Annotated in this window: 24 protein-coding genes; 15 read left to right on the top strand and 9 right to left on the bottom strand. The window is 61.0% G+C overall.

All coding sequences use genetic code 11. The features are described 5' to 3' along the window. Nucleotides 1-361: 361 nt before the first annotated feature. The 4 genes from CO660_RS27110 to CO660_RS27095 all read left to right on the top strand — a co-directional run bounded on the left by CO660_RS27110 (nt 362) and on the right by CO660_RS27095 (nt 5768). Nucleotides 362-1309: an ornithine cyclodeaminase family protein gene (locus CO660_RS27110; RefSeq protein ID WP_097601344.1), complete on the top strand. Its 948-nt coding sequence runs from the start codon at nt 362-364 to the stop codon at nt 1307-1309. Next, a complete protein-coding gene (gene hrpB / locus CO660_RS27105) occupies nt 1306-3771 on the top strand; it encodes an ATP-dependent helicase HrpB (protein WP_097601343.1) in 2466 nt (821 codons plus the stop codon). The genes CO660_RS27110 and hrpB overlap by 4 nt, the downstream gene beginning before the upstream one ends. Nucleotides 3772-3792: 21 nt before the next feature. Continuing rightward, complete coding sequence (locus CO660_RS27100) at nt 3793-5121, top strand: ActS/PrrB/RegB family redox-sensitive histidine kinase (protein WP_085776464.1); 1329 nt, start codon at nt 3793-3795, stop codon at nt 5119-5121. A gap of 68 nt (nt 5122-5189) precedes the next feature. Then, on the top strand, nt 5190-5768 hold the full coding sequence (locus CO660_RS27095) for an ActR/PrrA/RegA family redox response regulator transcription factor (protein ID WP_097601342.1): 579 nt from the start codon (nt 5190-5192) through the stop codon (nt 5766-5768). 12 nt (nt 5769-5780) lie between these two features. Here the strand turns inward: CO660_RS27095 and CO660_RS27090 are convergent, their stop codons facing one another. Next, the gene (locus tag CO660_RS27090; protein ID WP_011423458.1) at nt 5781-6275 is read right to left on the bottom strand and encodes an MmcB family DNA repair protein; all 495 of its coding nucleotides are present in this window, start codon (nt 6273-6275) and stop codon (nt 5781-5783) included. Between the two features lie 179 nt (nt 6276-6454). On the opposite strand from CO660_RS27090, the gene CO660_RS27085 reads away from it, so the two are divergent. Further along, complete coding sequence (locus CO660_RS27085; protein ID WP_011423457.1) at nt 6455-7138, top strand: L,D-transpeptidase family protein; 684 nt, start codon at nt 6455-6457, stop codon at nt 7136-7138. A 69-nt stretch (nt 7139-7207) separates the two neighbouring features. Here CO660_RS27085 and CO660_RS27080 read toward each other — a convergent pair whose 3' ends face one another. From CO660_RS27080 to hslV, 5 genes are all read right to left on the bottom strand, one after another. After that, complete coding sequence (locus CO660_RS27080; RefSeq protein ID WP_097601341.1) at nt 7208-9379, bottom strand: malate synthase G; 2172 nt, start codon at nt 9377-9379, stop codon at nt 7208-7210. An 84-nt stretch (nt 9380-9463) separates the two neighbouring features. Then, nucleotides 9464-10876, bottom strand: coding sequence for a cytochrome P450 (locus tag CO660_RS27075; RefSeq protein WP_097601340.1), 1413 nt, complete (start codon nt 10874-10876; stop codon nt 9464-9466). A 48-nt stretch (nt 10877-10924) separates the two neighbouring features. Beyond that, nucleotides 10925-11872 carry a DUF1402 family protein gene (locus tag CO660_RS27070; protein WP_097601339.1) on the bottom strand — a complete coding sequence of 316 codons (948 nt, stop codon included), beginning with the start codon at nt 11870-11872 and terminating at the stop codon, nt 10925-10927. A gap of 188 nt (nt 11873-12060) precedes the next feature. Continuing rightward, on the bottom strand, nt 12061-13368 hold the full coding sequence (hslU, locus tag CO660_RS27065; protein WP_064708200.1) for an ATP-dependent protease ATPase subunit HslU: 1308 nt from the start codon (nt 13366-13368) through the stop codon (nt 12061-12063). A 104-nt stretch (nt 13369-13472) separates the two neighbouring features. Further along, entirely contained in the window at nt 13473-14000 is a 528-nt protein-coding gene (gene hslV, locus CO660_RS27060; protein WP_064800163.1) for an ATP-dependent protease subunit HslV, read from the bottom strand. Between the two features lie 177 nt (nt 14001-14177). Here hslV and hisB point away from each other — a divergent pair, with 177 nt between their 5' ends. The 9 genes from hisB to coaA are packed head-to-tail and all read left to right on the top strand — an operon-like array spanning nt 14178 to nt 19605. Further along, a complete protein-coding gene (gene hisB / locus CO660_RS27055; RefSeq protein WP_097601349.1) occupies nt 14178-14786 on the top strand; it encodes an imidazoleglycerol-phosphate dehydratase HisB in 609 nt (202 codons plus the stop codon). Between the two features lie 21 nt (nt 14787-14807). Then, nucleotides 14808-15290 (top strand): DUF2628 domain-containing protein, encoded by a 483-nt coding sequence (locus CO660_RS27050; protein WP_097601338.1) that lies wholly within the window; start codon nt 14808-14810, stop codon nt 15288-15290. 2 nt (nt 15291-15292) lie between these two features. Then, a complete protein-coding gene (hisH, locus tag CO660_RS27045) occupies nt 15293-15943 on the top strand; it encodes an imidazole glycerol phosphate synthase subunit HisH (protein ID WP_097601337.1) in 651 nt (216 codons plus the stop codon). Nucleotides 15944-15995: 52 nt separating this feature from the next. Next, nucleotides 15996-16178: a hypothetical protein gene (locus CO660_RS27040; protein ID WP_085776456.1), complete on the top strand. Its 183-nt coding sequence runs from the start codon at nt 15996-15998 to the stop codon at nt 16176-16178. Continuing rightward, entirely contained in the window at nt 16175-16732 is a 558-nt protein-coding gene (locus CO660_RS27035; protein ID WP_097601336.1) for a hypothetical protein, read from the top strand. The genes CO660_RS27040 and CO660_RS27035 overlap by 4 nt, the downstream gene beginning before the upstream one ends. Nucleotides 16733-16738: 6 nt before the next feature. Then, nucleotides 16739-17485 carry a 1-(5-phosphoribosyl)-5-[(5-phosphoribosylamino)methylideneamino]imidazole-4-carboxamide isomerase gene (gene hisA / locus CO660_RS27030; RefSeq protein ID WP_097601335.1) on the top strand — a complete coding sequence of 249 codons (747 nt, stop codon included), beginning with the start codon at nt 16739-16741 and terminating at the stop codon, nt 17483-17485. Next, nucleotides 17485-18273, top strand: coding sequence for an imidazole glycerol phosphate synthase subunit HisF (gene hisF / locus CO660_RS27025; protein WP_020920029.1), 789 nt, complete (start codon nt 17485-17487; stop codon nt 18271-18273). Before hisA ends, hisF begins: the two co-directional genes overlap by 1 nt. 16 nt (nt 18274-18289) lie before the next feature. Beyond that, nucleotides 18290-18613, top strand: a complete 324-nt coding sequence (locus CO660_RS27020) for a phosphoribosyl-ATP diphosphatase (protein ID WP_097601334.1) — start codon at nt 18290-18292, stop codon at nt 18611-18613. Further along, the gene (coaA, locus tag CO660_RS27015; protein ID WP_085776451.1) at nt 18610-19605 is read left to right on the top strand and encodes a type I pantothenate kinase; all 996 of its coding nucleotides are present in this window, start codon (nt 18610-18612) and stop codon (nt 19603-19605) included. The genes CO660_RS27020 and coaA overlap by 4 nt, the downstream gene beginning before the upstream one ends. Nucleotides 19606-19619: 14 nt before the next feature. Here the strand turns inward: coaA and CO660_RS27010 are convergent, their stop codons facing one another. The 3 genes from CO660_RS27010 to CO660_RS27000 form a co-directional block, all read right to left on the bottom strand. Continuing rightward, nucleotides 19620-20231, bottom strand: coding sequence for an alpha-ketoglutarate-dependent dioxygenase AlkB (locus CO660_RS27010; protein ID WP_097601333.1), 612 nt, complete (start codon nt 20229-20231; stop codon nt 19620-19622). Between the two features lies 1 nt (nt 20232). Next, entirely contained in the window at nt 20233-20670 is a 438-nt protein-coding gene (arfB, locus tag CO660_RS27005; protein WP_097601332.1) for an alternative ribosome rescue aminoacyl-tRNA hydrolase ArfB, read from the bottom strand. A gap of 173 nt (nt 20671-20843) precedes the next feature. Next, entirely contained in the window at nt 20844-22454 is a 1611-nt protein-coding gene (locus CO660_RS27000; RefSeq protein WP_097601331.1) for a phosphoenolpyruvate carboxykinase, read from the bottom strand. A gap of 339 nt (nt 22455-22793) precedes the next feature. Here CO660_RS27000 and CO660_RS26995 point away from each other — a divergent pair, with 339 nt between their 5' ends. After that, the gene (locus CO660_RS26995) at nt 22794-23531 is read left to right on the top strand and encodes a response regulator transcription factor (RefSeq protein ID WP_210421955.1); all 738 of its coding nucleotides are present in this window, start codon (nt 22794-22796) and stop codon (nt 23529-23531) included. Nucleotides 23532-23571 lie beyond the last annotated feature (40 nt).

Here is a 23571-nt window from a genome sequence, read left to right as displayed (position 1 = left end):
ATCCGCTTGAGTTTCTTTAGAACGAGAGACTTCGTCGCCAGCAGCGCCGCCGCCCTCGTTCAGTGAGTGGGCTTATAGAGCTAACCCCTTTTCTAAGTCAACAGCCATTCCAAAAGTTTTTTGACATTTTTGTAACAGATTGATTTTGCTTAGCTTTTTGTTACATTCTTTGAAAACCCGCAAAATTGCCGCCCGATTGGGCAGTTCTGAGAGGGTCTGTCTTAACCGAATCTCGGACAAATCGCTTCGAAGGCGCTGTCATGACCTATATGGGAAGCCTGCAGCTGTAATTCCAGGGCGCTTGCGTCTCACGTACGCCCCTCGCTAATTTGGCTGAAAGAACGATCCGGCGGAGTGAAGAATGCTTGTCCTCAACGAAGAACAGACGCGCGCAGCCCTTCCCTGGCCCGAGCTGATCGAAGCGATCGCCGCCATGTTTGCGAGCGAATGCGTGATGCCGGTGCGTCATCACCACGAGATGGGCGTACCCGGTGAAGAGAACGCAACCCTGCTTCTGATGCCGGCCTGGGTTCCCGGGCGTTATGCCGGGGTGAAGATGGTTTCGGTCTTTCCCGGCAATGCACAGCGAAGCCTGCCGGCAATTTCAGGGACCTTTCTTCTTTCCTCAGGCGCGACCGGCGGGATGCTGGCCGTGATTGACGGCGCCGAGCTGACGGCGCGGCGGACAGCAGCGGCATCGGCGCTCGCCGGCCGTTATCTCGCCCGCCCGAATGCGGAGGAAATGCTCGTCTGCGGAACCGGGCGGCTGTCGCTCAACCTGATGCTCGCCCACGGCACGACCCGGCCCATAAAGAGATACAGGATCTGGGGACGCAACGCGCAGGCGGCGGAGAAGATCGCGGCGGAAGCGCGAGTGCTGGGCCTCGATGCTAGAGCCGTCACCGACAGGGAAGCGTCGGCACGGACGGCCGACATCATTTCCTGCGCCACACTTTCCAGCGAACCGCTGGTATCGGGCGAATGGCTGAAGCCGGGCGCACATCTCGACCTCGTCGGCGCCTTCAAACCGAGCATGCGCGAAAGCGACGACGAAGCCATTCGCCGCGCTTCGGTTCATGTCGATACCCGCGCTGGCGCCACCAGCGAGGCCGGCGATATCGTTCAGCCGATTAAAAGCGGCGTGCTTGACGTGAACGATATCCAATCGGAGCTTGCCGAACTCGTCAGCGGCGCGCATGGCGGACGAAGCCATGATGAGGAGATTACGCTGTTCAAGTCGGTCGGCGCAGCACTCGAGGATCTCGCCGGCGCCATCCTTGCCTATGAGACGGTGGCGGGCCGCAAGTGACGATCAGTGCATCATTGCCGGAGCTTCCGGTTTCGCATGTCCTGCCAGCCGTCGCGGCGGCGCTGGCCGAGCAGCGACGCGCCGTTCTTTCCGCGCCTCCCGGCGCCGGCAAGACGACGCTGGTGCCGCTTTACCTGCTCGATCAGCCCTGGCGCGGCGACGGCAAGATCATCCTGCTCGAACCGCGGCGGCTGGCGGCGCGAGCCGCAGCCAGCCGGATGGCGTCGCTCATCGGCGAAAAGGTGGGCGAAACGATCGGATACCGCATGCGGCTCGACAGCAGGATATCGGCGGCGACCCGGGTCGAAGTGGTGACAGAAGGGGTTTTCGCCAGGATGATCCTCGATGATCCGGAACTGACCGGCGTCTCGACCGTGCTTTTCGACGAATTCCATGAGCGGTCGCTCGATGCCGATTTCGGGCTGGCGCTGGCGCTCGACGTGCAGTCAGCGCTGCGCGAGGATCTGCGCATCCTGGTGATGTCGGCGACGCTCGACGTGGAGCGTGTGGCCGCCCTGCTCGATCACCCGCCTATCATCGAGAGCCTGGGACGCAGCTTTCCGATCGATATCCGCTATCAGGACCGGGCCGGCGGCGAGCGCATCGAGGACGCCGTCTCGCGGATGATTATCGAGGCTCACGCCGATGAGGACGGCTCTATCCTCGCCTTCCTGCCCGGCCAGGCGGAAATCACGCGCACCGTGGAGCGCCTGCAGGGGCGATTCGGGCCCGAAACCTTGATTGCCCCTCTCTATGGCAATCTTAGCCAGAAGGAGCAGGATGCAGCGATTCGCCCGGCGCCCAAGGGAATGCGCAAGATCGTTCTTGCCACCTCGATCGCCGAAACATCGATCACCATCGACGGTGTTAGGATCGTGATCGACAGCGGATTGCAGCGTCTGCCGTTTTTCGAGGCCTCGACCGGGATTACGCGGCTCGAGACGGTGCGGGTGTCGCGAGCCTCGGCCGATCAGCGGGCCGGCCGCGCGGGACGAACCGAGCCCGGCATCGCAATCCGGCTGTGGCACCAGGGGCAGACGGCGGCCCTGCCGGCTTTCACCCCGCCGCAGATCCTCTCCAGCGACCTCTCCGGCCTGGTGCTCGATCTCGCACATTGGGGGGTCCAGGATCCCGCGTCCCTTGCCTTCGTCGATCAGCCGCCGGAAACGACGCTTAAGGAAGCGCGGGCGCTGCTCGGTCAGATCGGAGCGCTCGACAAGGATGGCGCGTTGACTGCCCGTGGCAAGATGATGCGCGATCTCGCTTTGCCGCCGCGACTTGCCGCCATGGTCGTCTCATCAGGCGAATCGGGCCATGCCCGGGAGGCGGCGATGATTGCCGTGCTCCTGACCGAACAGGGGCTTGGCGGATCGAGCATCGACATTGAGGACCGGCTGCGGCGATTCAAAGCCGAGCGCGGTGACAGAGCCGACGCCTCGCGGCGGCTGGCGGGGCGACTGGCCGCCGGTCTCGAGACCGTCACAACAGCCGCACCCGTATTGGCGGGTCAGCTGCTGCTGCACGCATTCCCAGATCGGATCGCGCTTCAACGCGGGGGGCGCGGGCGATTCGTCATGGCGAACGGTCGGGGAGCGGAACTGCCGGAGACCGAGCGGCTCGCCGGCAGCCAGATGCTCGTCATCGCCGATCTCACCGGGCGCGCGGCGCAGGGGCGGATTCTGGCGGCAGCGGAAGTGACACGTGCGGATATCGAAGCCGAACTGCCTGGCGAGATCAGAACCGATGACCAGATATTCTTCGACCGGCAAAGCCGGCAGGTGCGGGCGCGGCGGGCAACTCGGCTTGGCGCAATCGTCTTCGAAGAGACGCCCTTGCCGCGTCCTTCCGGAGCCGCCGTCACTCAGGCGCTGATGGAGGCCGTGCGCGAATTGGGGCTTGATCAGCTCGCCTTCTCGAAGGAGGCCGTGCAGCTCCGCGAACGGATCGGTTTTCTTCATCGGACGATCGGTGATCCCTGGCCCGATGTCAGCGACGATGCTTTGCTTTCTCGGCTGGAGGATTGGTTCGCTCCCTTCCAGGAGGACGCCCGTAGCCTTTCCGAGGTCTCTGCGGCAGGGCTTTCGAACGGCCTGATGTCGTTGGTACCACACGAGCTGCAGCGCGATCTTAGCCGGCTTGCTCCGACGCATTTCGAGGCGCCGACCGGTCAAAAACATCCCATCCAATATGAGGGCGAGGAGCCGGTCCTGACGATCCGCGTGCAGGAGCTGTTCGGGCTCAAGCAGCATCCGGCGGTCGCCGGAGGGCGCCTGCCGCTACTCCTGGAGCTGACGTCACCGGCGCACCGGCCGATCCAGACGACACGCGACCTGCCCGGCTTCTGGGTGGGCTCATGGAAGGACGTGCGCGCCGAGATGCGTGGACGCTATCCCCGCCACCCCTGGCCGGAGCGGCCGGAAGAGGCGTTGCCGACGACACGGGCAAAACCACGTGGTACATGAGAGCCATCAAGGAGCCCCGGCATGATCGACAAGCCCGGTGTCATCGACAAGACCGAAAGCCATACGCTGGAAGACCGGCACAGCAGCCGCAGGCTGCGGCTACAGACGCTGGTGCGGCTTCGCTGGCTTGCGGTCGGCGGCCAGGCGCTGACGGTGTTCATCGTCGCTTTCTGGCTAAAATTTCCCTTGCCGCTGATCGCCAGCTCTTTGCTGATCGCCGCCCTTGCCTGGGTGAATTTCTACCTGACAATCCGCTATCCGCCGACGCATCGGCTGGAGCCGCCGGCCGCCTTCGCTTTGCTCGGCTTCGATCTTCTGCAGCTTTGTGCGCTGCTCTTCATCACGGGCGGCCTCGCCAATCCGTTCGCCGCACTCGTCTGCGTGCCCGTCATCATCTCTTTCGCCTCACAGCCAATCCGCTACAGCACGGCACTGATCGGCTTTGCCATGGTCTGCATTACAGTACTTGCCTTTTCGCCTTTCCCGCTGCCCTGGTTCGACGGGGTCGAGATCAATGTCCATAATGTCATGCAGTTCGGCGTCTGGTGCTCGATCGCCTCGACCATGGCCTTTGCCGCCTTCTATGCCTATCGCGTCTCGATGGAAGCGAGCCAGCTTGCCGATGCGCTCGCCGCGACCGAACTGGTGCTACAGCGGGAAAAGCATCTTTCGCAGCTGGATGGTCTGGCTGCGGCCGCCGCTCATGAACTCGGCACGCCGCTTGCCACGATCAGCGTCGTCGCCAAGGAAATGGAGCGCGAGCTCAAGGATGATGATCGCTTTCGCGAGGATGTCATGCTGCTGCGAAGCCAGAGCGAACGCTGCCGTGACATTCTGCGGCGGCTGACGACGCTCTCCTCCGAAGGCGAGGCGCATATGCGCCGGCTGCCGCTTTCCTCCATGATCGAAGAAGTCGTCGCACCGCACCGGGAATTCGGCATCACGCTCGAGCTCATCGAGAAGAGCCCGCGCAAGAGCGAGCCGGTCACCGATCGCAATGCCGGCATCATGTACGGGCTCGGAAACCTCATCGAAAATGCCGTCGATTATGCCAGGGAGAAAGTGACCGTCACCGTCGAGCACGATCAAGACAAAGTATTGATCGTCATCGAAGACGACGGCAATGGTTATTCGCCTGACATCCTGACGCGCATCGGCGAGCCCTATGTGACCAAGCGGCAGAAGGAAGATACGGCCGGCGGCCTCGGGCTCGGACTTTTCATCGCCAAGACGCTGCTGGAGCGCTCGGGCGCATCGCTGGTTTTCGAGAACCGAGAGCCGGAAAGAGCCGGCGCGCGCATCCGCATCGAATGGCCGCGAATGCTGATCGACGCAAATTCGACAAAATGAGTTTGTGGGCATAAGTAGAATGAGAAACGGTTGACCAGGATCAGGCGCAACCGCCGGGACCCGAGACGATGACAGAACAGAATCATGGAAATTTCGCCACATCGGATGAAGACCATATCGGGCCCGACGCCAGCCTGCTGATCGTTGACGACGACGGGCCCTTCCTGCGCCGTCTCGCACGGGCGATGGAGACGCGCGGTTTCGACGTGGAGACGGCCGAATCAGTGGCGGAAGGCGTTGCGAAATCGAAAGGCAGGCCGCCGAAATATGCGGTAGTCGACCTTCGCCTCGGCGACGGCAACGGCCTCGACGTCATCGAAGCGATCCGGCAGCGGCGCGACGATACCCGGATCATCGTGCTGACCGGCTACGGCAATATCGCAACAGCGGTGACGGCCGTAAAACTCGGAGCCGTCGATTATCTGGCCAAGCCCGCGGATGCCGACGAGGTCTTTTCAGCGCTGACGCAACGGCCGGGCGAAAAGGCCGAGCTGCCGGAGAATCCGATGTCGGCCGATCGGGTGCGCTGGGAACACATCCAGCGGGTCTACGAGATGTGCGAGCGCAATGTCTCGGAAACAGCACGTCGGCTCAACATGCACCGGCGAACGCTGCAGCGCATACTTGCCAAACGCGCGCCGAAATAGACGAAACCTTCGTCAGACATCATCCACGGTGAATGGTTTTCCGTTGGCCCATTCGGCCATCATCAGCCTTTGCGCAGCGGCGCGCGAGAAACTGAGCGTGACGGATTTGCGCGTGGCAGGTGCCATGCGGTGTTCCGGCGCCTCGCGGATCATATGGGCGCCATAGCCATCCGAGAGGAAGAGCCCGCATTCCTCGGGAAAGATGTCAAGCGGCACACCTTCATGAGTCGCAAAGAACAGGCGGTCGCAATGCAGCCTGTATTCCGGCCATTTGCGATCCACCCGGAAATCCTCGATCGATGTCTTGATTTCGATGATCCAAACTTCGCCCTTTTCCGAAAGCGTGATCAGATCGGCGCGTCGGCCGCTGGCCAGCGGCAGTTCCGGCAGCACCGCATGGCGCATTTCGTGCAGCAATATCTGCGTTCCGCGCCGCACCATCATGGCCCTGTCCGATTGCCGGCCATCGATTAACGGATTGTTATTGTAAACGCTCAAAATCGTCATGGATAACCATCGCCGAGCCGGGTGTGTTGTTGCAAAAAAACCATGCGCTTTTAATTTGCGCGGCAGACGGATTCCTCGCGCCGAAGCAGTCTTGCAAAGCGCAAGTTAATCGAAAATAAACCATAATCAACGATGGTCGAAAGACTGTTCTCCTCGCCCGAAAACTTCAAGAGTTATCTATGCGCATCCGCAACGCATTCCCTGTATTTGGCCTGCTGACGACACTCGCACTGGCCGGCTGCTCCACCAATTCCGAAAGCGCATCCGTCGACGACAAGGGCGCAGGCCCGACGGTACAGACAGCTCAAATCTTCAACGACGCCTATGGCGTGACGAAGGATGCCGGATACTCTCTGCCGGCGATCCCGATCGACAGGGTCAAGCCGCAGTTCCGCCGCCAGGTCGTCAGCTACCAGACCACCGAGCGTCCAGGCACCATCATCGTCAATACGCGCGAGCGCTTCCTCTATTACATCCTGCCGAACGGCAAGGCGATGCGCTACGGCATCGGCGTCGGCAAGCAGGGCTTCGCATGGGCCGGCACTGCCTATGTCGCCTGGAAACAGGAATGGCCGACCTGGCACCCGCCGAAGGAAATGGCTGAACGCCGCCCCGACGTCGCCAAATACGTCGAGGAGGGCATGGGCCCCGGTCTCAGCAATCCGCTCGGCGCGCGCGCCATGTATCTCTTCAACGACGACGGCAAGGACACCCTGTTCCGCCTGCACGGCACGCCGGAATGGGCTTCGATCGGCACCGCCGCTTCCTCGGGCTGCATTCGCCTGATGAACCAGGACGTCATCGACCTCTACAGCCGCGTCCGCCCCGGCAAGGGGACCTCCAAGGTCATCGTCATCCAGTAGGGTAGATACCGAATTCGGTATAAAAAGGGCCGCCGGACTGTCGTTCCGGCGGCTTTTTCGTATTCTCGGTTACACCGATTGTTTCGCCTTGAGCTCAAGGCGGCGGCGGTGAAGCACCGGTTCGGTATAGCCGTTCGGTTGCTCCCTGCCCTTCAGGACGAGATCGAGGGCGGCCTGGAAGGCGATCGAATCATCGAAATTGCCCGCCATCGGCCGGTAGGCCGGATCGGATTCGTTCTGTCGATCGACGATGGCAGCCATGCGTTTCATCGTTTCGACGATCTCAGCTTCGGTGACGACTTTGTGATGCAGCCAATTCGCCATGTGCTGGGCCGAAATGCGCAACGTGGCGCGATCCTCCATCAGGCCGATATTGTTGATATCAGGCACTTTCGAGCAACCGACGCCCTGATCGACCCAGCGCACGACGTAACCGAGGATACCCTGGGCATTGTTGTCGAGTTCCCGCTGGATTTCCTCGGGAGTCCAGTTCGGCCGCACCGCAACCGGCACGGAGAGAATGTCGGAAAGCTTGGCGCGAGCCCGGTCCTTCAGCCCCTGCTGAACCCGGGCGACGTTGACGCGGTGATAATGGGTGGCATGCAGGGTTGCGGCCGTCGGCGACGGCACCCAGGCGGTGTTGGCGCCGGCCTTCGGATGGGCGATCTTCTGTTCCAGCATCGCCGCCATCAGATCCGGCATCGCCCACATGCCTTTGCCGATCTGGGCGTGGCCGGAAAGGCCGCATTCCAGACCGATGTCAACGTTCCAGTTCTCATAGGCCGATATCCACGCTGCCTGGCGCATATCGCCCTTGCGAATCATCGGACCGGCTTCCATCGAAGTATGGATCTCGTCGCCGGTGCGGTCGAGGAAACCGGTATTGATGAAGACGACGCGCTCGCGGGCGGCACGAATGCACTCCTTGAGATTGACCGTCGTGCGCCGCTCCTCGTCCATGATGCCCATCTTGATGGTGTTGCGCGCCATGCCGAGCGCGTCTTCGACCCGGGAGAAAATCTCGACGGCGAAGGCGACCTCTTCTGGCCCATGCATCTTCGGCTTCACCACATACATGGAGCCGGTGCGGGAATTCTTCTTCCGGCCGGCGGGACCGATATCGTAAAGCGCGATCAGAGCAGTGATGATGGCATCCATGATGCCCTCGGGCACTTCGTTGCCGTCCTTGTCGAGGATCGCGGGATTGGTCATCAGGTGGCCAACATTGCGCACCAGCATCAACGAACGGCGATGCACCTCGAACGAAGCGCCGTCCGGGCCGGTATAGTCCAGATCCGGGTTGAGCTTGCGGATGAAGGTCGTTCCGCCCTTTGCCACCTCTTCCTGCAGATCGCCCTTCATCAGGCCGAGCCAGTTGCGATAGACGATCACCTTGTCTTCGGCGTCGACGGCTGCAATCGAATCCTCGCAGTCCATGATCGTGGTAATCGCCGATTCCAGCCAGACATCGGAAATATGGGCCGGATCGGCCTTACCGATCGCCGTCGTCGGGTCGATGACGATTTCGATATGAATGCCGTTGTTCTTCAGGAGAATATGGCTCGGCGTGGTGACATCGCCGCGATAGCCGGCAAAATGCCGGCCGTCTCTGAGCATTGTCTGCTCGCCGTCCACCGATCTGACGACGAGCATTCCTTCCTTGACGGCGAAGCTGCCGACATCGTTCCAGCTGCCGTCCTGCAGCGGCGTCGCCGTATCGAGGAAATCTCGCACCCAGGCGATGACCTTTTCGCCGCGCTTCGGATTATACCCCTTACCCTTCTCGGCGCCGTCGCTCTCGGGAATGGCGTCGGTGCCATAGAGCGCATCATAGAGCGAGCCCCAGCGAGCGTTGGCGGCGTTCAAAGCGTAGCGGGCATTCATCACGGGAACGACGAGCTGCGGACCGGCGATCGAGGCGATCTCGGGATCGACGTTTTCGGTCGAGACCTGGAAGTCCGATCCTTCCGGCAGGAGGTAGCCGATGCTGCGGAGAAAGGATTGATAGTCATCCATATCCGACGGGGCGCCATGCTGGCGATACCAGTCATCAATCTTCGTCTGCAGCTCGTCGCGTTTGGCCAGCAGTGCGCGATTGCGCGGGGCGAGATCGTGAACGATCGCCGAAAAATCGGCAAAGAACCTGTCCACATCGATCGCCAGACCCGGCAGAACCTCCTGCGTCAGGAAATCGTGAAGGACGGTTTCGATGGCAAGACCGTTCTTATCAATGCGGCTCATGCGTATTCTCCCTGGCAGCGCCTGTGAATGCTGCCACTTTGCCCGGCTTTCATTCACAGTCAATTCCGCAATAGTTCGAAAGATTTATGCCGTTCCGGAAATTATGCGCGACGTCACGCGCATGGGAAGCCCGTTCTGCGGCTGAGTCGTCAGCTTCTGCACCGGCCAAGGATTGGTGGTTGCCGTCTGATCGAAACGGAAACGGCGCATCATCACGGCCAGTGCGATCACCGCCTCCTGCAACGCGAAGGTGGCGCCGATGCAGACGCGCGGGCCGGCGCCGAACGGCAGAAACTGAAACCGGCCGATGCTGCCGCGGTTTTCCGGAAGGAAGCGCTCCGGCATATAGGCGCGCGGCTTTTCCCAATAAAGTTCGTGGCGATGCAGCGTCCACGGCATGATCAGCACGGTAATATCCGCTGGTATTTCGACCTTTTCGCCCTTGGCATTCGTCCAGAGGTCATCGGCTATGGCGGCGCGATTGATCGAAGGAGCCGGCGGGTAAAGTCTGAGGGCTTCTTCGAAGGCCGCCCGCGTCACCGGCATCAGATCCAGCCATTCCACTGGTTCGGCTCCAGTCGCCAGGACGGCATCGATCTCCGTCTCCATCGCCTCACGAATATGCGGGCTGTTGGCCACACAATAAAGTGTCCAGGCAAGCGCACGCGCCGTCGTCTCGTGGCCGGCTCCGATGAAAGTCAGGATATTGTCCTCGATCTCCCCCTTGGTCAGGCCATCCGGACCTGCCTGTTCCAGGAGCAGCGTCAGAAAATCCTCCGGTGCGGCGGCGCGATCGGCCTTCATCTTCGCCAGACGCACATCCATGGTATCGCGGACGATAGCCCTGAATTTTTCCAGCACCTTCTGACCGCCGATACGGGTCAGGCGTGGCACCCAGGAGGGCGCGCGCAGCAGGTCCATCGGATCGACGCGGCCCATCCGGTGGAGAAGCTGGTTGACGTCGTCGGCGAAATGGCCGCTCGACGAGATGATTTCGCCGGAGAAGAGCGTTTCGGCAAGGATAGCAAAGGTCAGATCGGTCATGTCGGTGGCAATGTCGAAAATTTGACCAGCCGCCTCGCCGTTCTCGTATTTGCGGACGAAATCTTCCGATTGCCGCAGCATCTGGCCGGCAAAGCCCTTGGCGTGGCGCGGCGTGAAGACTGGCGCGACCGCCTTTCGCGATCGCTTCCAGACCTGGCCTTCCGCCGTCAACAACCCGTCACGCAAGATTGGCCGCAGCACCAGCTGGCGAATGTCGGACATACGGTAATTGGCGGCATTGTCGACCAGCACGTGCTTGATCAAGCCGGGATCGTTGACGATGAGCGTGTGTTGTCCAAAGAAACTCGTCTTGATCCAGGGTAGCGTATAGGAGGGCTCGCCCCAGAGTTCGAGCGGGTTGCGCAGGATGATTCGGATGATATCCAGCCGGCTCGGCGGCACAGTGCGCGGCAGCGGTGCCGGCGGAACGAAGGGATCCGGACGCATGTCCATCGTCAAAGCCTTTCGGGGAAGAGCGACGCCTTCCCGGCAAGCTTGAAGCTAGAGCAGGCCCTTGAGTTCGTCCAGCTTGTCGTTGATCAGCCAGCCGTAATAATTCTCTTCAGGCCAAACGGTCGCACCGGAAGAGCGGTTTTTCGCCGCAAGGGCTGTGGCACGCTGGCGGGAATTGCCGACATTATACAGCGTCGCCGTCAGGCCGGGATTGCCCGAGATATCCATGCCGGCAATCTCCTTGTAATCGTCGATCGACCGGCGGATCGAGGCCGCGACGAAGGCGAGCGAGATATCTGGATCCATGATCGCCTTATAGACGTCGCCGGCATTCTTCTCGTTCAGCTTCGGATAGCCGGAGACGCGGCTGACGAGATCGGAGAGCATCAACGCCGTCAGCGGATTGACCTGACCGAGGCCGAAGGTCTGGCCGGCATAGAAAGGCTGAAAGAAGACCGCACTGAAGCGGTTGTTGGGGAAGCTCTCGCCACCCACGGTCTTGCCGCGGAAATCGCTTTCCCAGACATCTTCCCGGCAGGACCAGAGCGTGTAGGAATCACTCTTGCCCTTGCACTGCGCAAATTGCGGCCGCGCCACGAAATCGTCGACGTTTTCGCCGTCATAGGCGAAGCGGAAACTTTCCCCGGCATAGGAAGCGGCTTTGACATAATAGGCCTGCAGCCTGTCGTAAGCGTCGACATTATAGGTGTGTTCGCCAACGATCGCGCCGACGACATGGATGGGATTGATGCCGTAAGCGCTGGAGACCTTGCGGATCTTGGCCATCAGCTCGCGATCGGTCGCAAGAAGCTCATGGACCTTCTCATATTTCAGATCGAAGCTGCTCTTGGTGCCCTTGGTGCGGCGGACGGACGCGCCGGGAATATCTGGCTGCTCAGCGTGGCGATTGCCGGCCGGCACCGTCTGCATGGCGAAGGCCGGCGCCGAATTCACCAGGGCAACGGCAATCAAAAGGCTTGTCAAAAGGCGTCGCACGATCCGCTATCCCGTCCGTTCATCGTCCTGTTCGCGATGCGGCTGAGTGGACCAGAATCTTGGCCGAATAAAGCCGTAGCGGAAAACAAAACGGGCCTTCACTAAAAAGGAAAAGGCCCGCTGTCGATAGTCGAGGTCAACGGAATGCGGCATTCACATCGGTAAAGCCACGAGCCGGTGCGCCGATATCACAGAATGAACCGTGACAGGTCGGTATTCTGCGCGAGATCGCCGACATGTTCGCGCACATAGGCTGCATCGATCGTGATGGCTGCCCCTGCCCGATCCGGCGCATTGTAGGAAATATCGTCCAGAACCCGCTCCATCACCGTCTGCAGACGGCGCGCACCGATATTCTCGACCGAGGAGTTCAAATGCACGGCGACATCAGCCAGCGCGTCGATCGCGTCCTCGGTGAAATCGAGGTTCAGATTTTCGGTTTCCATCAGCGCCCGGTACTGACGGATGAGGCTCGCTTCGGTCTCTGTTAGGATCCGGCGGAAATCCTCCTTGTTCAGCGGGCGCAGCTCGACACGGATCGGCAGGCGGCCCTGCAGCTCCGGCAAGAGATCCGAGGGTTTGGAGACATGGAAGGCGCCAGAGGCGATGAAGAGGATATGGTCCGTCTTCACAGGCCCGTATTTGGTCGAGACCGTCGTGCCTTCGACGAGCGGCAGCAGGTCGCGCTGGACACCTTCGCGTGAAACGCCGGCGCCCATGCCGCCGTCGCGGGCGGCGATCTTGTCGATCTCGTCGAGGAAGACGATGCCGTCATTTTCGGTAGAGCGGACGGCCTCGCGCTGGATCACCTCATTGTCGATCAGCTTGTCGGATTCATCGCGAATCAGATCGGTATAAGAAGCCTTGACCGTCGTGCGCACCTTCTTAGTGCGTCCGCCCATTGCCTTGCCGAACATTTCCGACAGGTTGAGCACGCCGATATTGGCGCCCGGCATGCCGGGTATTTCGAAGCCGCCCATGCCGGAGCCGGCATCGGCCACCTCGATATCGATTTCCTTGTCGTCGAGCTCACCGTCTCTGAGCTTCTTGCGGAAACTTTCGCGGGTGGCGGGCGAAGCGGTGGTGCCGACCAGCGCATCGAGCACACGCTCCTCGGCGCTCACATGCGCCTTGGCCTGCACCTCGGCCCGCTTCTTCTCGCGCACCAGGCCGATACCGACCTCGACCAGATCGCGGATGATCTGCTCGACATCACGGCCGACATAGCCGACTTCGGTGAACTTGGTGGCTTCGACCTTGATGAAAGGCGCGCCGGCGAGTTTTGCCAGACGGCGGGAAATCTCCGTTTTACCGACACCGGTCGGACCGATCATCAGGATGTTTTTCGGCATGACTTCGTCGCGCAGGCTCGGGTCGAGCTGCTGGCGACGCCAGCGGTTGCGTAGCGCAATCGCGACGGCGCGTTTGGCATCATGCTGGCCGATGATGTAGCGATCGAGTTCGGAAACGATCTCGCGGGGGGAAAAGGTCGTCATTGCGTATCATTCTCCTGGCGGTCCGGAGCCATCAACGCCCGGCCGCAATTCATCGTTGTCGCGCCGCGACGGGTCAGCCGCGGCAGCAGCCGGAAGGCCGGGATTCAGCTTTCGACGTCCAGCAATTCGACCACGATATTGTGGTTGGTGTAGACGCAGATGTCGGCGGCGATATCGAGGGCGCGCCGGGCGATCTCTTCGGCCGATTTGTCGGTATCCATCAGTGCACGAGCGGCGGCGAAGGCAAAATTGCCGCCAGAACCGATCGCCGTCGTGCCATGTTCGGGCTCCAGAACATCGCCATTGCCGGTGATTGCCAAGGTGATCGACTTGTCGGCGACGAGCATCATGGCTTCGAGATTACGCAGGTATTTGTCGGTGCGCCAGTCCTTGGCGAGCTCGACGGCGGCGCGCATCAGCTGACCGGGATATTGTTCCAGCTTCTTTTCAAGCCTTTCGAGCAGGGTGAAGGCGTCGGCCGTGGCGCCGGCGAAACCGGCGATGACCTCGCCCTTGCCGATGCGCCGGACCTTGCGGGCATTGCCCTTCATCACGGTCTGGCCGAGGCTCACCTGGCCATCGCCCGCCATCACCACCTTGCCGCCTTTTCGAACTGTAATGATTGTTGTCATAAAACACCTGTCTGCCCATGAGGCGGGCCTTTACACGAGACCGCAAACCGATCCTTGTTGAACCCTATGTAAGCCGGCCGGAGCCGATTGCAAATGGGCGGGCTTTTCTCCTGGCCGGCTTCTGGATATTTGCCGATGCGCCTGATAAGGAACGGCCTTATTCCGATGGAGGGCCAGATGGCCGAGACCGCAGCAAGCCGTACCGGCAGCGTTGCCCGCAAGACCAACGAGACGTCGATTTCCGTTTCCGTTAATCTCGACGGCACCGGCAAATCGAAGATTTCGACCGGCGTCGGCTTCTTCGACCATATGCTCGATCAACTTTCGCGGCATTCGCTCATCGACATGGAAATCGAAGCCAAGGGTGACCTGCACATCGATGATCATCACACGGTCGAGGATACCGGTATTGCGATCGGCCAGGCGATCTCGAAGGCGCTCGGCGACCGCCGGGGCATCACACGCTACGCTTCGATCGATCTCGCTATGGACGAGACGATGACCAAGGCGGCGGTCGATCTTTCCGGCCGGCCGTTCCTCGTCTGGAATGTCGCCTTCAGCGCACCGAAGATCGGCACCTTCGACACGGAACTCGTGCGCGAATTTTTCCAGGCGCTCGCCCAGAACGCTGGCATCACCTTGCATATTCTCAATCATTATGGCGCCAACAACCACCATATTGCCGAGACATGTTTCAAGGCGGTCGCGCGCGCATTGCGCACGGCGACAGAGATCGATCCGAGACAGGCGGGCCGTGTTCCCTCGACGAAGGGCACGCTCGTCTGAGCCCCTCAGGGAGCGGCGACAATGACCTCCAGCTATATTTTCCTGACACCGCCCGGCGCGAACCCAGCGACCGATGAGGTGCGCACTATTCGCGACGGCTTCACCTGGCTCGGCTTCCTGTTTCCATGGGTTTGGCTTCTGGTGCACCGGCTATGGCTGCATGCGGCCGCGGCGTTTATCCTGCAGGGAATCGGCGGCGCACTGATGGACGAACCCGGTCTGGGGCCGGCGGGCGCGGCGATCATGCTGGGCGTGAATATAGTGGTCGGTCTCGAAGGCCAGAACTTTCGCATCCGCCATCTTGCCGCCAAGGGCTGGAACGAGGACGCCCTCATTGCAGCCGATAAGCTCGAAATTGCCGAGCAGGTCTATTTTGCGGACAAGACGGTCCCTGCGAGCAGTGACGATACGGTCGCACCGGATTGGCAGAACAAGCCCGGTGCAAACAGCCTGCGCGGCCAAGCGACATCGCTTGATCTCTTTGGTTTTGATGGAGGACGCTGACGATGCGCGTCGCGATTATCGACTACGGTTCCGGCAACCTTCGTTCGGCGACCAAGGCTTTCGAACGTGCCGCGCGCGAGGCGGGCATCAATGCCCATATCGATCTCACCGATAAGGCGGAGGAGGTTGCTGCGGCCGATCGCATTGTGCTGCCCGGCGTCGGCGCATACGCCGATTGCCGGCGCGGACTGGACGCGGTGCCCGGCATGAACGAAGTGCTGATCGAGGCTGTCGAGAACAAGGCGCGGCCTTTCCTCGGCATCTGCGTCGGGATGCAACTGATGTCCTCGCGCGGTCTGGAGAAGACCGTGACTCACGGCTTCGGCTGGATCCCAGGCGACGTCATCGAGATGACGCCTGACGATCCCGCCTTGAAGATTCCGCAGATCGGCTGGAACACGCTCGACCTGAAGCGCGAGCATCCGCTCTTCGATGGCATTCCCACTGGGCCGCAGGGGCTGCATGCCTATTTCGTCCATTCGTACCATCTTGCCGCCGAAAATGCCGAGGATGTCATTGCGACCGTCGATTATGGCAGGCCGATGACCGCCCTCGTCGGGCGCGACAACATGGTGGGGGCCCAGTTTCACCCGGAAAAGAGCCAGAAGCTCGGCCTCGCCCTGATCGCCAATTTCCTGCGCTGGAACCCGTAATACCTCCGCCTTATTTCCTCTTTATGAAAAGAGCGGAACAGGAGTGCGCTCGATGCCGGCTTCGCGGAAATCAGGCAAGGTGTTCTATATGCTGAGACCCTCCAGAGAGGGTCTGCCTCCCTTCTCGGACATCCGGCTTCCCGACGGGACGATCATTCGCCGTGTCGACGAAGCCCTCCATAGAAGAGCGCTTTCCAATGCGGCCAAGGCATTGAAAGAAAGGCTGGACCGATGATCCATGAATTTCTTGCCGGCAACGAGAATTCGCAGCTGCGCGCCAATGGGATCAATGCCGGCGATATCACCGAAGCCGTGCTGGAATTCTATATCGAAGGCGAAGACGATCTGATCGGCCTGCTTGCCTACGCCCTTTACGAGCGGCAGAAGCGCGATTTCGTCGTCAGCTATCGAAAGCGGAATGCCGGCCGTTCGCCCAATGAGGCCGAGCTTGCCGCAGTTTCCAGCAATTATCTCTCCACTGACCTGCGCAATACGCTGCGCGATCGCGCCTCGCAGATTCTTTCGAGCTATGCCGAGATCTATGTGGAAGCGATGGAGCCTGAGATCCGGCTCGCCGCCGTCAACAGCGACGCCCTGCGGCGGGTGCGGGAGATCGAGAAATCGGTGAAGAAGCGCCTCGGTTTCTGGCGCCAGGTGCGTGCGGGCTTCATCGCCATCCTTCTGCTTCTGCTGCTTTTGAGCGCGGCCGCCATTGCCGCTGTCTTTTTCCGCTCGGATATCGTAGATGCGTGGAATGCGCTGATGGCAGCGATCACTCTACGGACGTAAGACGACATGATCCTTTTTCCCGCGATCGATCTGAAGGGCGGCCAATGCGTTCGCCTAAAGCTCGGCGACATGCAACAGGCGACGGTTTACAACACCGATCCGGCCGCCCAGGCGAAGTCATTCGAAGACCAGGGTTTCGAATGGCTGCACGTGGTCGATCTCGATGGCGCCTTCGCGGGACATTCGGCCAATGGCGACGCCGTCGAGGCGATCCTGAAGGCGACAAAAAATCCGGTGCAGCTCGGCGGCGGCATCCGCACCCTCGACCACATCGAAGCCTGGCTGTCGCGCGGGTTGCGGCGGGTCATCCTCGGCACCGTCGCCGTCAGAAATCCGGCGCTGGTCATCGAGGCCTGCCGGAAATTTCCGGGCCGCGTCGCTGTCGGTATCGATGCCAAGGGCGGCAAGGTGGCCGTCGAGGGTTGGGCTGAAGCTTCCGAACTCGGCATCATCGAGCTTGCCCGGAAATTCGAGGGCGCCGGCGTTGCGGCGATCATCTACACCGATATCGACCGCGACGGCATTCTGACCGGCATCAACTGGAGCTCGACACTGGAACTCGCCGATGCCGTCTCCGTTCCTGTTATCGCTTCGGGCGGCCTTGCCTCTATCGAAGATATCAAGCGCATGCTGCAGCCCGATGCGCAGAAGCTGGAAGGGGCGATTTCAGGCCGGGCGCTTTACGACGGCCGCATCGACCCCCAGGAAGCGCTGGCGCTGATCAAGGCCAACAAGGCCAAGGAGACTGCCTAATGACCCTCAAGGCTCGTGTCATTCCCTGCCTCGACGTCAAGGACGGCCGTGTCGTCAAGGGCGTCAATTTTCTCAATCTCGTCGATGCCGGCGATCCGGTCGAAGCGGCGAAGGCCTATGACGCGGCCGGCGCCGACGAGCTCTGCTTCCTCGACATCACCGCATCCTCGGACAATCGCGAGACGATTTTCGATGTCGTGGCGCGCACGGCCGAGCAATGTTTCATGCCGTTGACCGTCGGCGGCGGGGTCAGAACCATTGCCGACATCCGCAAGCTCCTGCTGTGCGGCGCCGACAAGGTGTCGATCAACTCGGCAGCTGTCAGCAATCCCGATTTCGTCGCCGAGGCGGCCGATAAGTTCGGCGACCAGTGCATCGTCGTCTCGATCGACGCCAAGCGCAGGCGCACGCAAGCGGTCGGCGGCGACAATCTCAGCGCCTGGGAAATCTATACGCATGGCGGCCGCAACGCGACCGGCATCGATGCCATCGAATTCGCGCAGAAGATGGTGGCGCGCGGGGCCGGCGAACTGCTGGTCACCTCCATGGACCGTGACGGCACCAAGGTCGGCTACGACCTGGAGCTGACGCGGACGATCGCCGATGCGGTGCGTGTGCCGGTCATCGCATCCGGCGGCGTCGGCGACCTCGACGATCTCGTCGCCGGGGTCAAGGAGGGCCATGCCAATGCCGTGCTGGCCGCATCGATCTTCCACTTCGGCACCTATACCGTTGGCGAGGCAAAACACTATATGTCGAAGTGCGGCATCGACATGCGTCTCGACTGAAGCCTGAGAACGAACAATGAGCGGATTTTCCCTTTCCGACCTCGAACGCATCGTCGAAGAGCGATCGAAAGCCTCATCGGAGCAGTCCTGGACAGCCAAACTCGTGGCCGCCGGCCAGCCTAAAGCGGCGAAGAAGCTCGGCGAAGAGGCAATCGAAGCGGTGATGGCGGCGGTGACGGGCGATCGCGACAATCTGACCTATGAGGCGGCCGATCTGCTCTATCACCTATTGGTCGTATTGAAGATTGCTGAAATACCGCTAGAGAATGTCATGGCCGAACTCGAGCGCAGAACCGCGCAGTCCGGTCTCAAGGAAAAGGCCAGCCGGCAGAGTTCATGAGTATCGCGACTGAGATTATCGGGGTGCCGGAGATATTGGATCACTTCCAGTCTGAATCCTATTCGCCCTACCATTTCTTCTCTTCCGAGCAATGGGCGAAATTCCGCGCCGACACGCCGCTGACGCTCACCGGTGACGAGGTCAAGCGGCTGCGCTCAATGGGCGACCCGATCGATCTCGACGAGGTCCGGCGCATCTACCTCTCGCTGTCGCGCCTGCTCTCGTCGCATGTCGAATCTTCGCAGATGCTGTTCGACCAACGCAACCGCTTCCTCAGCATGTCGGATGTAACGAAGACGCCTTTCGTCATTGGCATCGCCGGCTCGGTCGCTGTGGGAAAATCGACCACAGCCCGTATCCTGAAGGAGCTCCTGGGCCGCTGGCCTTCCAGCCCGAAGGTCGATCTCATCACGACAGACGGCTTCCTCCACCCGAACGCGGTGCTGCAGCGGGAAAAGCTGATGCAACGCAAGGGTTTCCCGGAAAGCTACGATACTGGCGCGATCCTGCGCTTCCTCTCGGCGATCAAGGCCGGGCGGCCCGATGTGAAGGCGCCGTGTTATTCGCATCTCGTCTATGACGTGCTGCCGGACGAATACAAGATCGTCGACCGGCCCGACATTCTGATCTTCGAAGGCATCAACGTGCTGCAATCGCGCAACCTGCCAGCCGACGGCAAGATCGTGCCGATGGTGTCCGACTTCTTCGACTTCTCGATCTATATCGATGCCGCGGAAGACCAGATCCACAACTGGTACGTGACGCGCTTCATGCGGCTGCGGGAAACCGCCTTCCGCGATCCGAACTCCTATTTCCATCGCTACGCCTCGATCACCGATGGGGAAGCGCTCGAAATCGCCGAAGATCTCTGGGCGAACATCAACCTGAAGAACCTGCGCCAGAACATCCTGCCGACGCGGCCGCGAGCGGATCTCATCCTGAAAAAGGGCAAGGATCATCTGATCGAACAGGTCGCGCTCAGAAAACTATAGCAGACGATCAAATTTCACGGACGAACGCGGCGCAGCGTCAGATTGATGCGGCCGCCGTTTCTCAACAGCGTCGATGTCGCGGGGTGGATGCGGTCGACGCCATGATAACAAAGCCTCCCCTCGCCGCCCAGCACGACCAAATCACCGCTCGCAAGCTTGAAGGACAGCGTGCGATCATTGCGGTTGAGGCCGCCGATGCGGAAGAGGCAGCTGTTGCCGAGCGAGATCGAGACGACCGGCGCCTGCAGATCCTGCTCGTCCTTGTCCTGATGCAGGCCCATGCGGGCGTCGTCGGAATAGAAATTGACGAGGCAGGCCTCCGGTGGCTTCTCACAGCCGGAAACCTCATTCCAGATATCGAGCAAAGGCGCCGGCATCTCAGGCCAGGGCCGGCCGGTTGCCGGGTGCGTCGGCTGATAGCGATAGCCGCGCTCCTTGTCCGTCACCCATCCGAGCGGCCCGCAATTGGTCATCCTGACCGACATCGGTTTGCCGGTGCCGGGCATGACGGGCACATAGAGCGGAGCTTCGGCGACGACGGCACGGATCACCTCGACCAATTCCGCTTGGCGCGCCCGGTCGAGATAGCCGGGCAGATGGCGGATGCCGTTCAGAAGCTCGGGCATGTCATTCGCCGCCGCCGGGGCGGCCCCGCATTTTCTTGACTTCCGAGCGGCCGGATTTTTCCTTCAGGCGGCGTTCGACCGAACCCTTGGTCGGCTTGGTCTTCTTGCGCGGTGGTGGCGGCGGCTTGGCCGCCTCCAGAATCAGTTCCTTCAGCCGCTCGCGCGCATCCTCGCGGTTGCGGTCCTGGCTGCGAAAGCGGCTCGCCTCGATCATCAGCACGCCCTCCTTCGACATGCGTCGGCCGGCGAGCTTGATCGCCTTGGCTTTGACGCGATCATTGAGGGAAGGCGAATTCGCGATGTTGAAGAACAGCTGGACCGCGGTCGAAACCTTGTTGACGTTCTGCCCGCCGGGACCGCCCGCGAGGACGAACTGTTCAGTCAGTTCCCATCCCGCGATGGTGATCCTGTCGTCGATATAGAGTGCGTCGCTGGCCATGCGGCGTTCTATCTCATATCGGCCGCCAATTGAAAATATCGGCCGTTAAAGAGAAAACCCGGCAATCCTGCGATGCCGGGTTTCACGTGAATCAGAGATTCTGTTTAGCGCAATTCCCGGCAAAAGCGCTTCGCGCTTTGCCTGGCAAAACCGCTGCACACTGGCTGCGCTTCTTATTCGGCTGCGATCTTCACACCTGGAGCCGCATCGCGGACGCCGCCATCGACGTGGTTCTCGAACTTCGCGAAGTTGGCGATGAACATCGAGACCAGCTTTTCGGCCTGCGCGTCATAGGCTGCCTTATCGGCCCAGGTCGAGCGCGGATCGAGAATGCCGCCGTCGACGCCATCGACGGAAACCGGCACGGCAAAGCCGAAATTCGTGTCCGTGCGGAATTCGACCTTTCCGAGTTTGCCGCTGAGCGCGGCAGCGAGAAGGGCGCGCGTCGCCTTGATCGGCATGCGTTTGCCGGTGCCGTAGGCGCCGCCGGTCCAGCCGGTGTTGACAAGCCAGCACTCGACGCCGTGGCGGCTGATCAGCTCCTTGAGCAGGTTGCCGTATTCGGCCGGATGACGCGGCATGAAGGGCGCGCCGAAACAGGTGGAGAAGGTCGCTTCCGGCTCGACGACACCCTTTTCGGTGCCGGCCACCTTGGCGGTGTAGCCGGAGAGGAAGTGATACATCGCCTGATCGGGCGTCAGCCGCGCGATCGGCGGCATGACGCCGAAGGCGTCGGCGGTCAGCATGATGATCGTCTTCGGATGCCCGGCCCGGCCGGTTTCCGAGGCATTCGGAATGAAATGCATCGGGTAGGCGCAACGGGTGTTTTCAGTCAGCGAACCGTCATCGAAATCGGGCTCGCGATTTTCGTTGAGGACGACGTTTTCGAGCACAGTGCCGAAGCGCTGCGTCGTTGCGTAGATTTCCGGCTCGGCCTCGGCCGAGAGGCGGATGGTCTTGGCGTAGCAGCCGCCTTCGAAGTTGAAGATGCCGTTTTCGCTCCAGCCATGTTCGTCGTCACCGATCAGCGTGCGGGCCGGATCGGCCGAAAGCGTCGTCTTGCCGGTGCCGGAAAGACCGAAGAAGACCGCCGCGTCACCGTCCGGGCCGACATTGGCCGAGCAGTGCATCGGCATGACACCCTTGGCCGGCAGCAGGTAGTTGAGCACGGTGAAGACCGACTTCTTCATTTCGCCGGCATAGGAGGTGCCCCCGATGAGAACGAGACCGTTGGTGAGATCGCAGGCGATCACCGTTTCCGAACGGCAGCCGTGGCGGGCCGGATCGGCCTTGAAGCTCGGCAGATCGATGATCGTCAGCTTCGGCACGAAGGTCGGCAGCGCCGCCGCCTCGGGGCGGATCAGCAGATTGCGGATGAACAGCGAATGCCAGGCGAATTCGGTGATGACACGGGTCGGCAGGGCATGGCCTTCCTCGGCACCGCCAACAAGATCCTGAGCGTACAGCTCCTTGCCGGCTGCATGCGCCAGCATGTCGTCGCGCAGCAGGGCAAAATGCTCCGGCGAGAGCGGCTTGTTGTTGTCCCACCAGATTTGACCATCGGTATTGGCGTCGCAAACGATGAATTTGTCGCGCGGCGAACGGCCCGTATGCTGACCGGTGAGGGCCCGAAGCGCGCCCTGAGCGGTCAGTTCGGCTTCACCCCGGCGGATCGCTTCTTCATAGAGCGCTGCGGCGGAAAAGTTATAGCGGACGCTGGCTGCGCCGCCCAATCCAACCGTTGCAAGCTCCGTTGCCGGGTTATGAACTCCGAACTTTTCCATGGCTAGTTCCCTTTGCTCAGGCTCGTTGCCGTTAAAACTAACCGGGAAAATACGGGGAGAAATTTTAAAAGACAAGAGACCAAAATCAAGAAAATATAGTAATATCAATTAATTAATCGATTTAAATTTGTTTCGGTCTTTTTAAATCGTTTGAAGAGACAACGTTGAAAGATTTCCGGCCACAACTTACGAGTGCCGCCGAATCTAGCGACAATCTTCCCCTTTATCTTTGCCACAATTTGTTCCACCTTTATCCTCCATAAGCGCATCCGGTCATTGAGACCGCCTGGGGACGACGAAAATCCGGGAGATTGCGCACTGATGACGGAGACCAACACCATGCCGACAATCGCGCTCGTTGACGACGACCGCAACATCCTCACCTCGGTGTCGATCGCACTGGAGGCCGAAGGATATAAGGTCGAGACCTATACGGACGGTGCTTCGGCGCTCGACGGCATTCTGGCGCGACCGCCGCAGCTGGCGATCTTCGACATCAAGATGCCGCGAATGGACGGCATGGAGCTGCTGCGCCGCCTGCGGCAGAAATCGGATATTCCGGTCATCTTCCTCACCTCTAAGGATGAGGAGATCGACGAGTTGTTCGGCCTGAAGATGGGCGCGGACGATTTCATCACCAAGCCGTTTTCGCAGCGTCTGCTGGTGGAGCGCGTCCGCGCCGTCCTGCGTCGCGCCTCCAGCCGCGAAGCCGCGGCCGCCGGCGGCACAAGCCCCGGCGCTGCGCCGAAAGCCGGAGCGGTGCAGCAGGCCCGCTCGCTCGAGCGCGGACAGCTGGTCATGGACCAGGAGCGCCATACCTGCACCTGGAAGGGCGAGGCCGTGACGCTGACGGTGACGGAGTTCCTGATCCTGCATTCGCTGGCGCAGCGCCCCGGTGTCGTGAAAAGCCGCGACGCGCTGATGGATGCGGCCTATGATGAACAGGTCTATGTCGACGACCGGACGATCGACAGCCACATCAAGCGGCTGCGCAAGAAATTCAAGATGGTCGATACCGACTTTGATATGATTGAAACGCTCTACGGAGTGGGATACCGCTTCCGCGAAGCAGCTTGAGCCCGAGCGGCACAGCTGGAAATATTGAAGGTTGCCGGCC

Source organism: Rhizobium sp. L9 (assembly GCF_002531885.1).
In the GTDB taxonomy this organism is placed as follows: domain Bacteria; phylum Pseudomonadota; class Alphaproteobacteria; order Rhizobiales; family Rhizobiaceae; genus Rhizobium.
The sequence above is the reverse complement of the archived record's forward strand: the minus strand, read 5'-3'. Positions and strand labels throughout refer to the sequence as shown.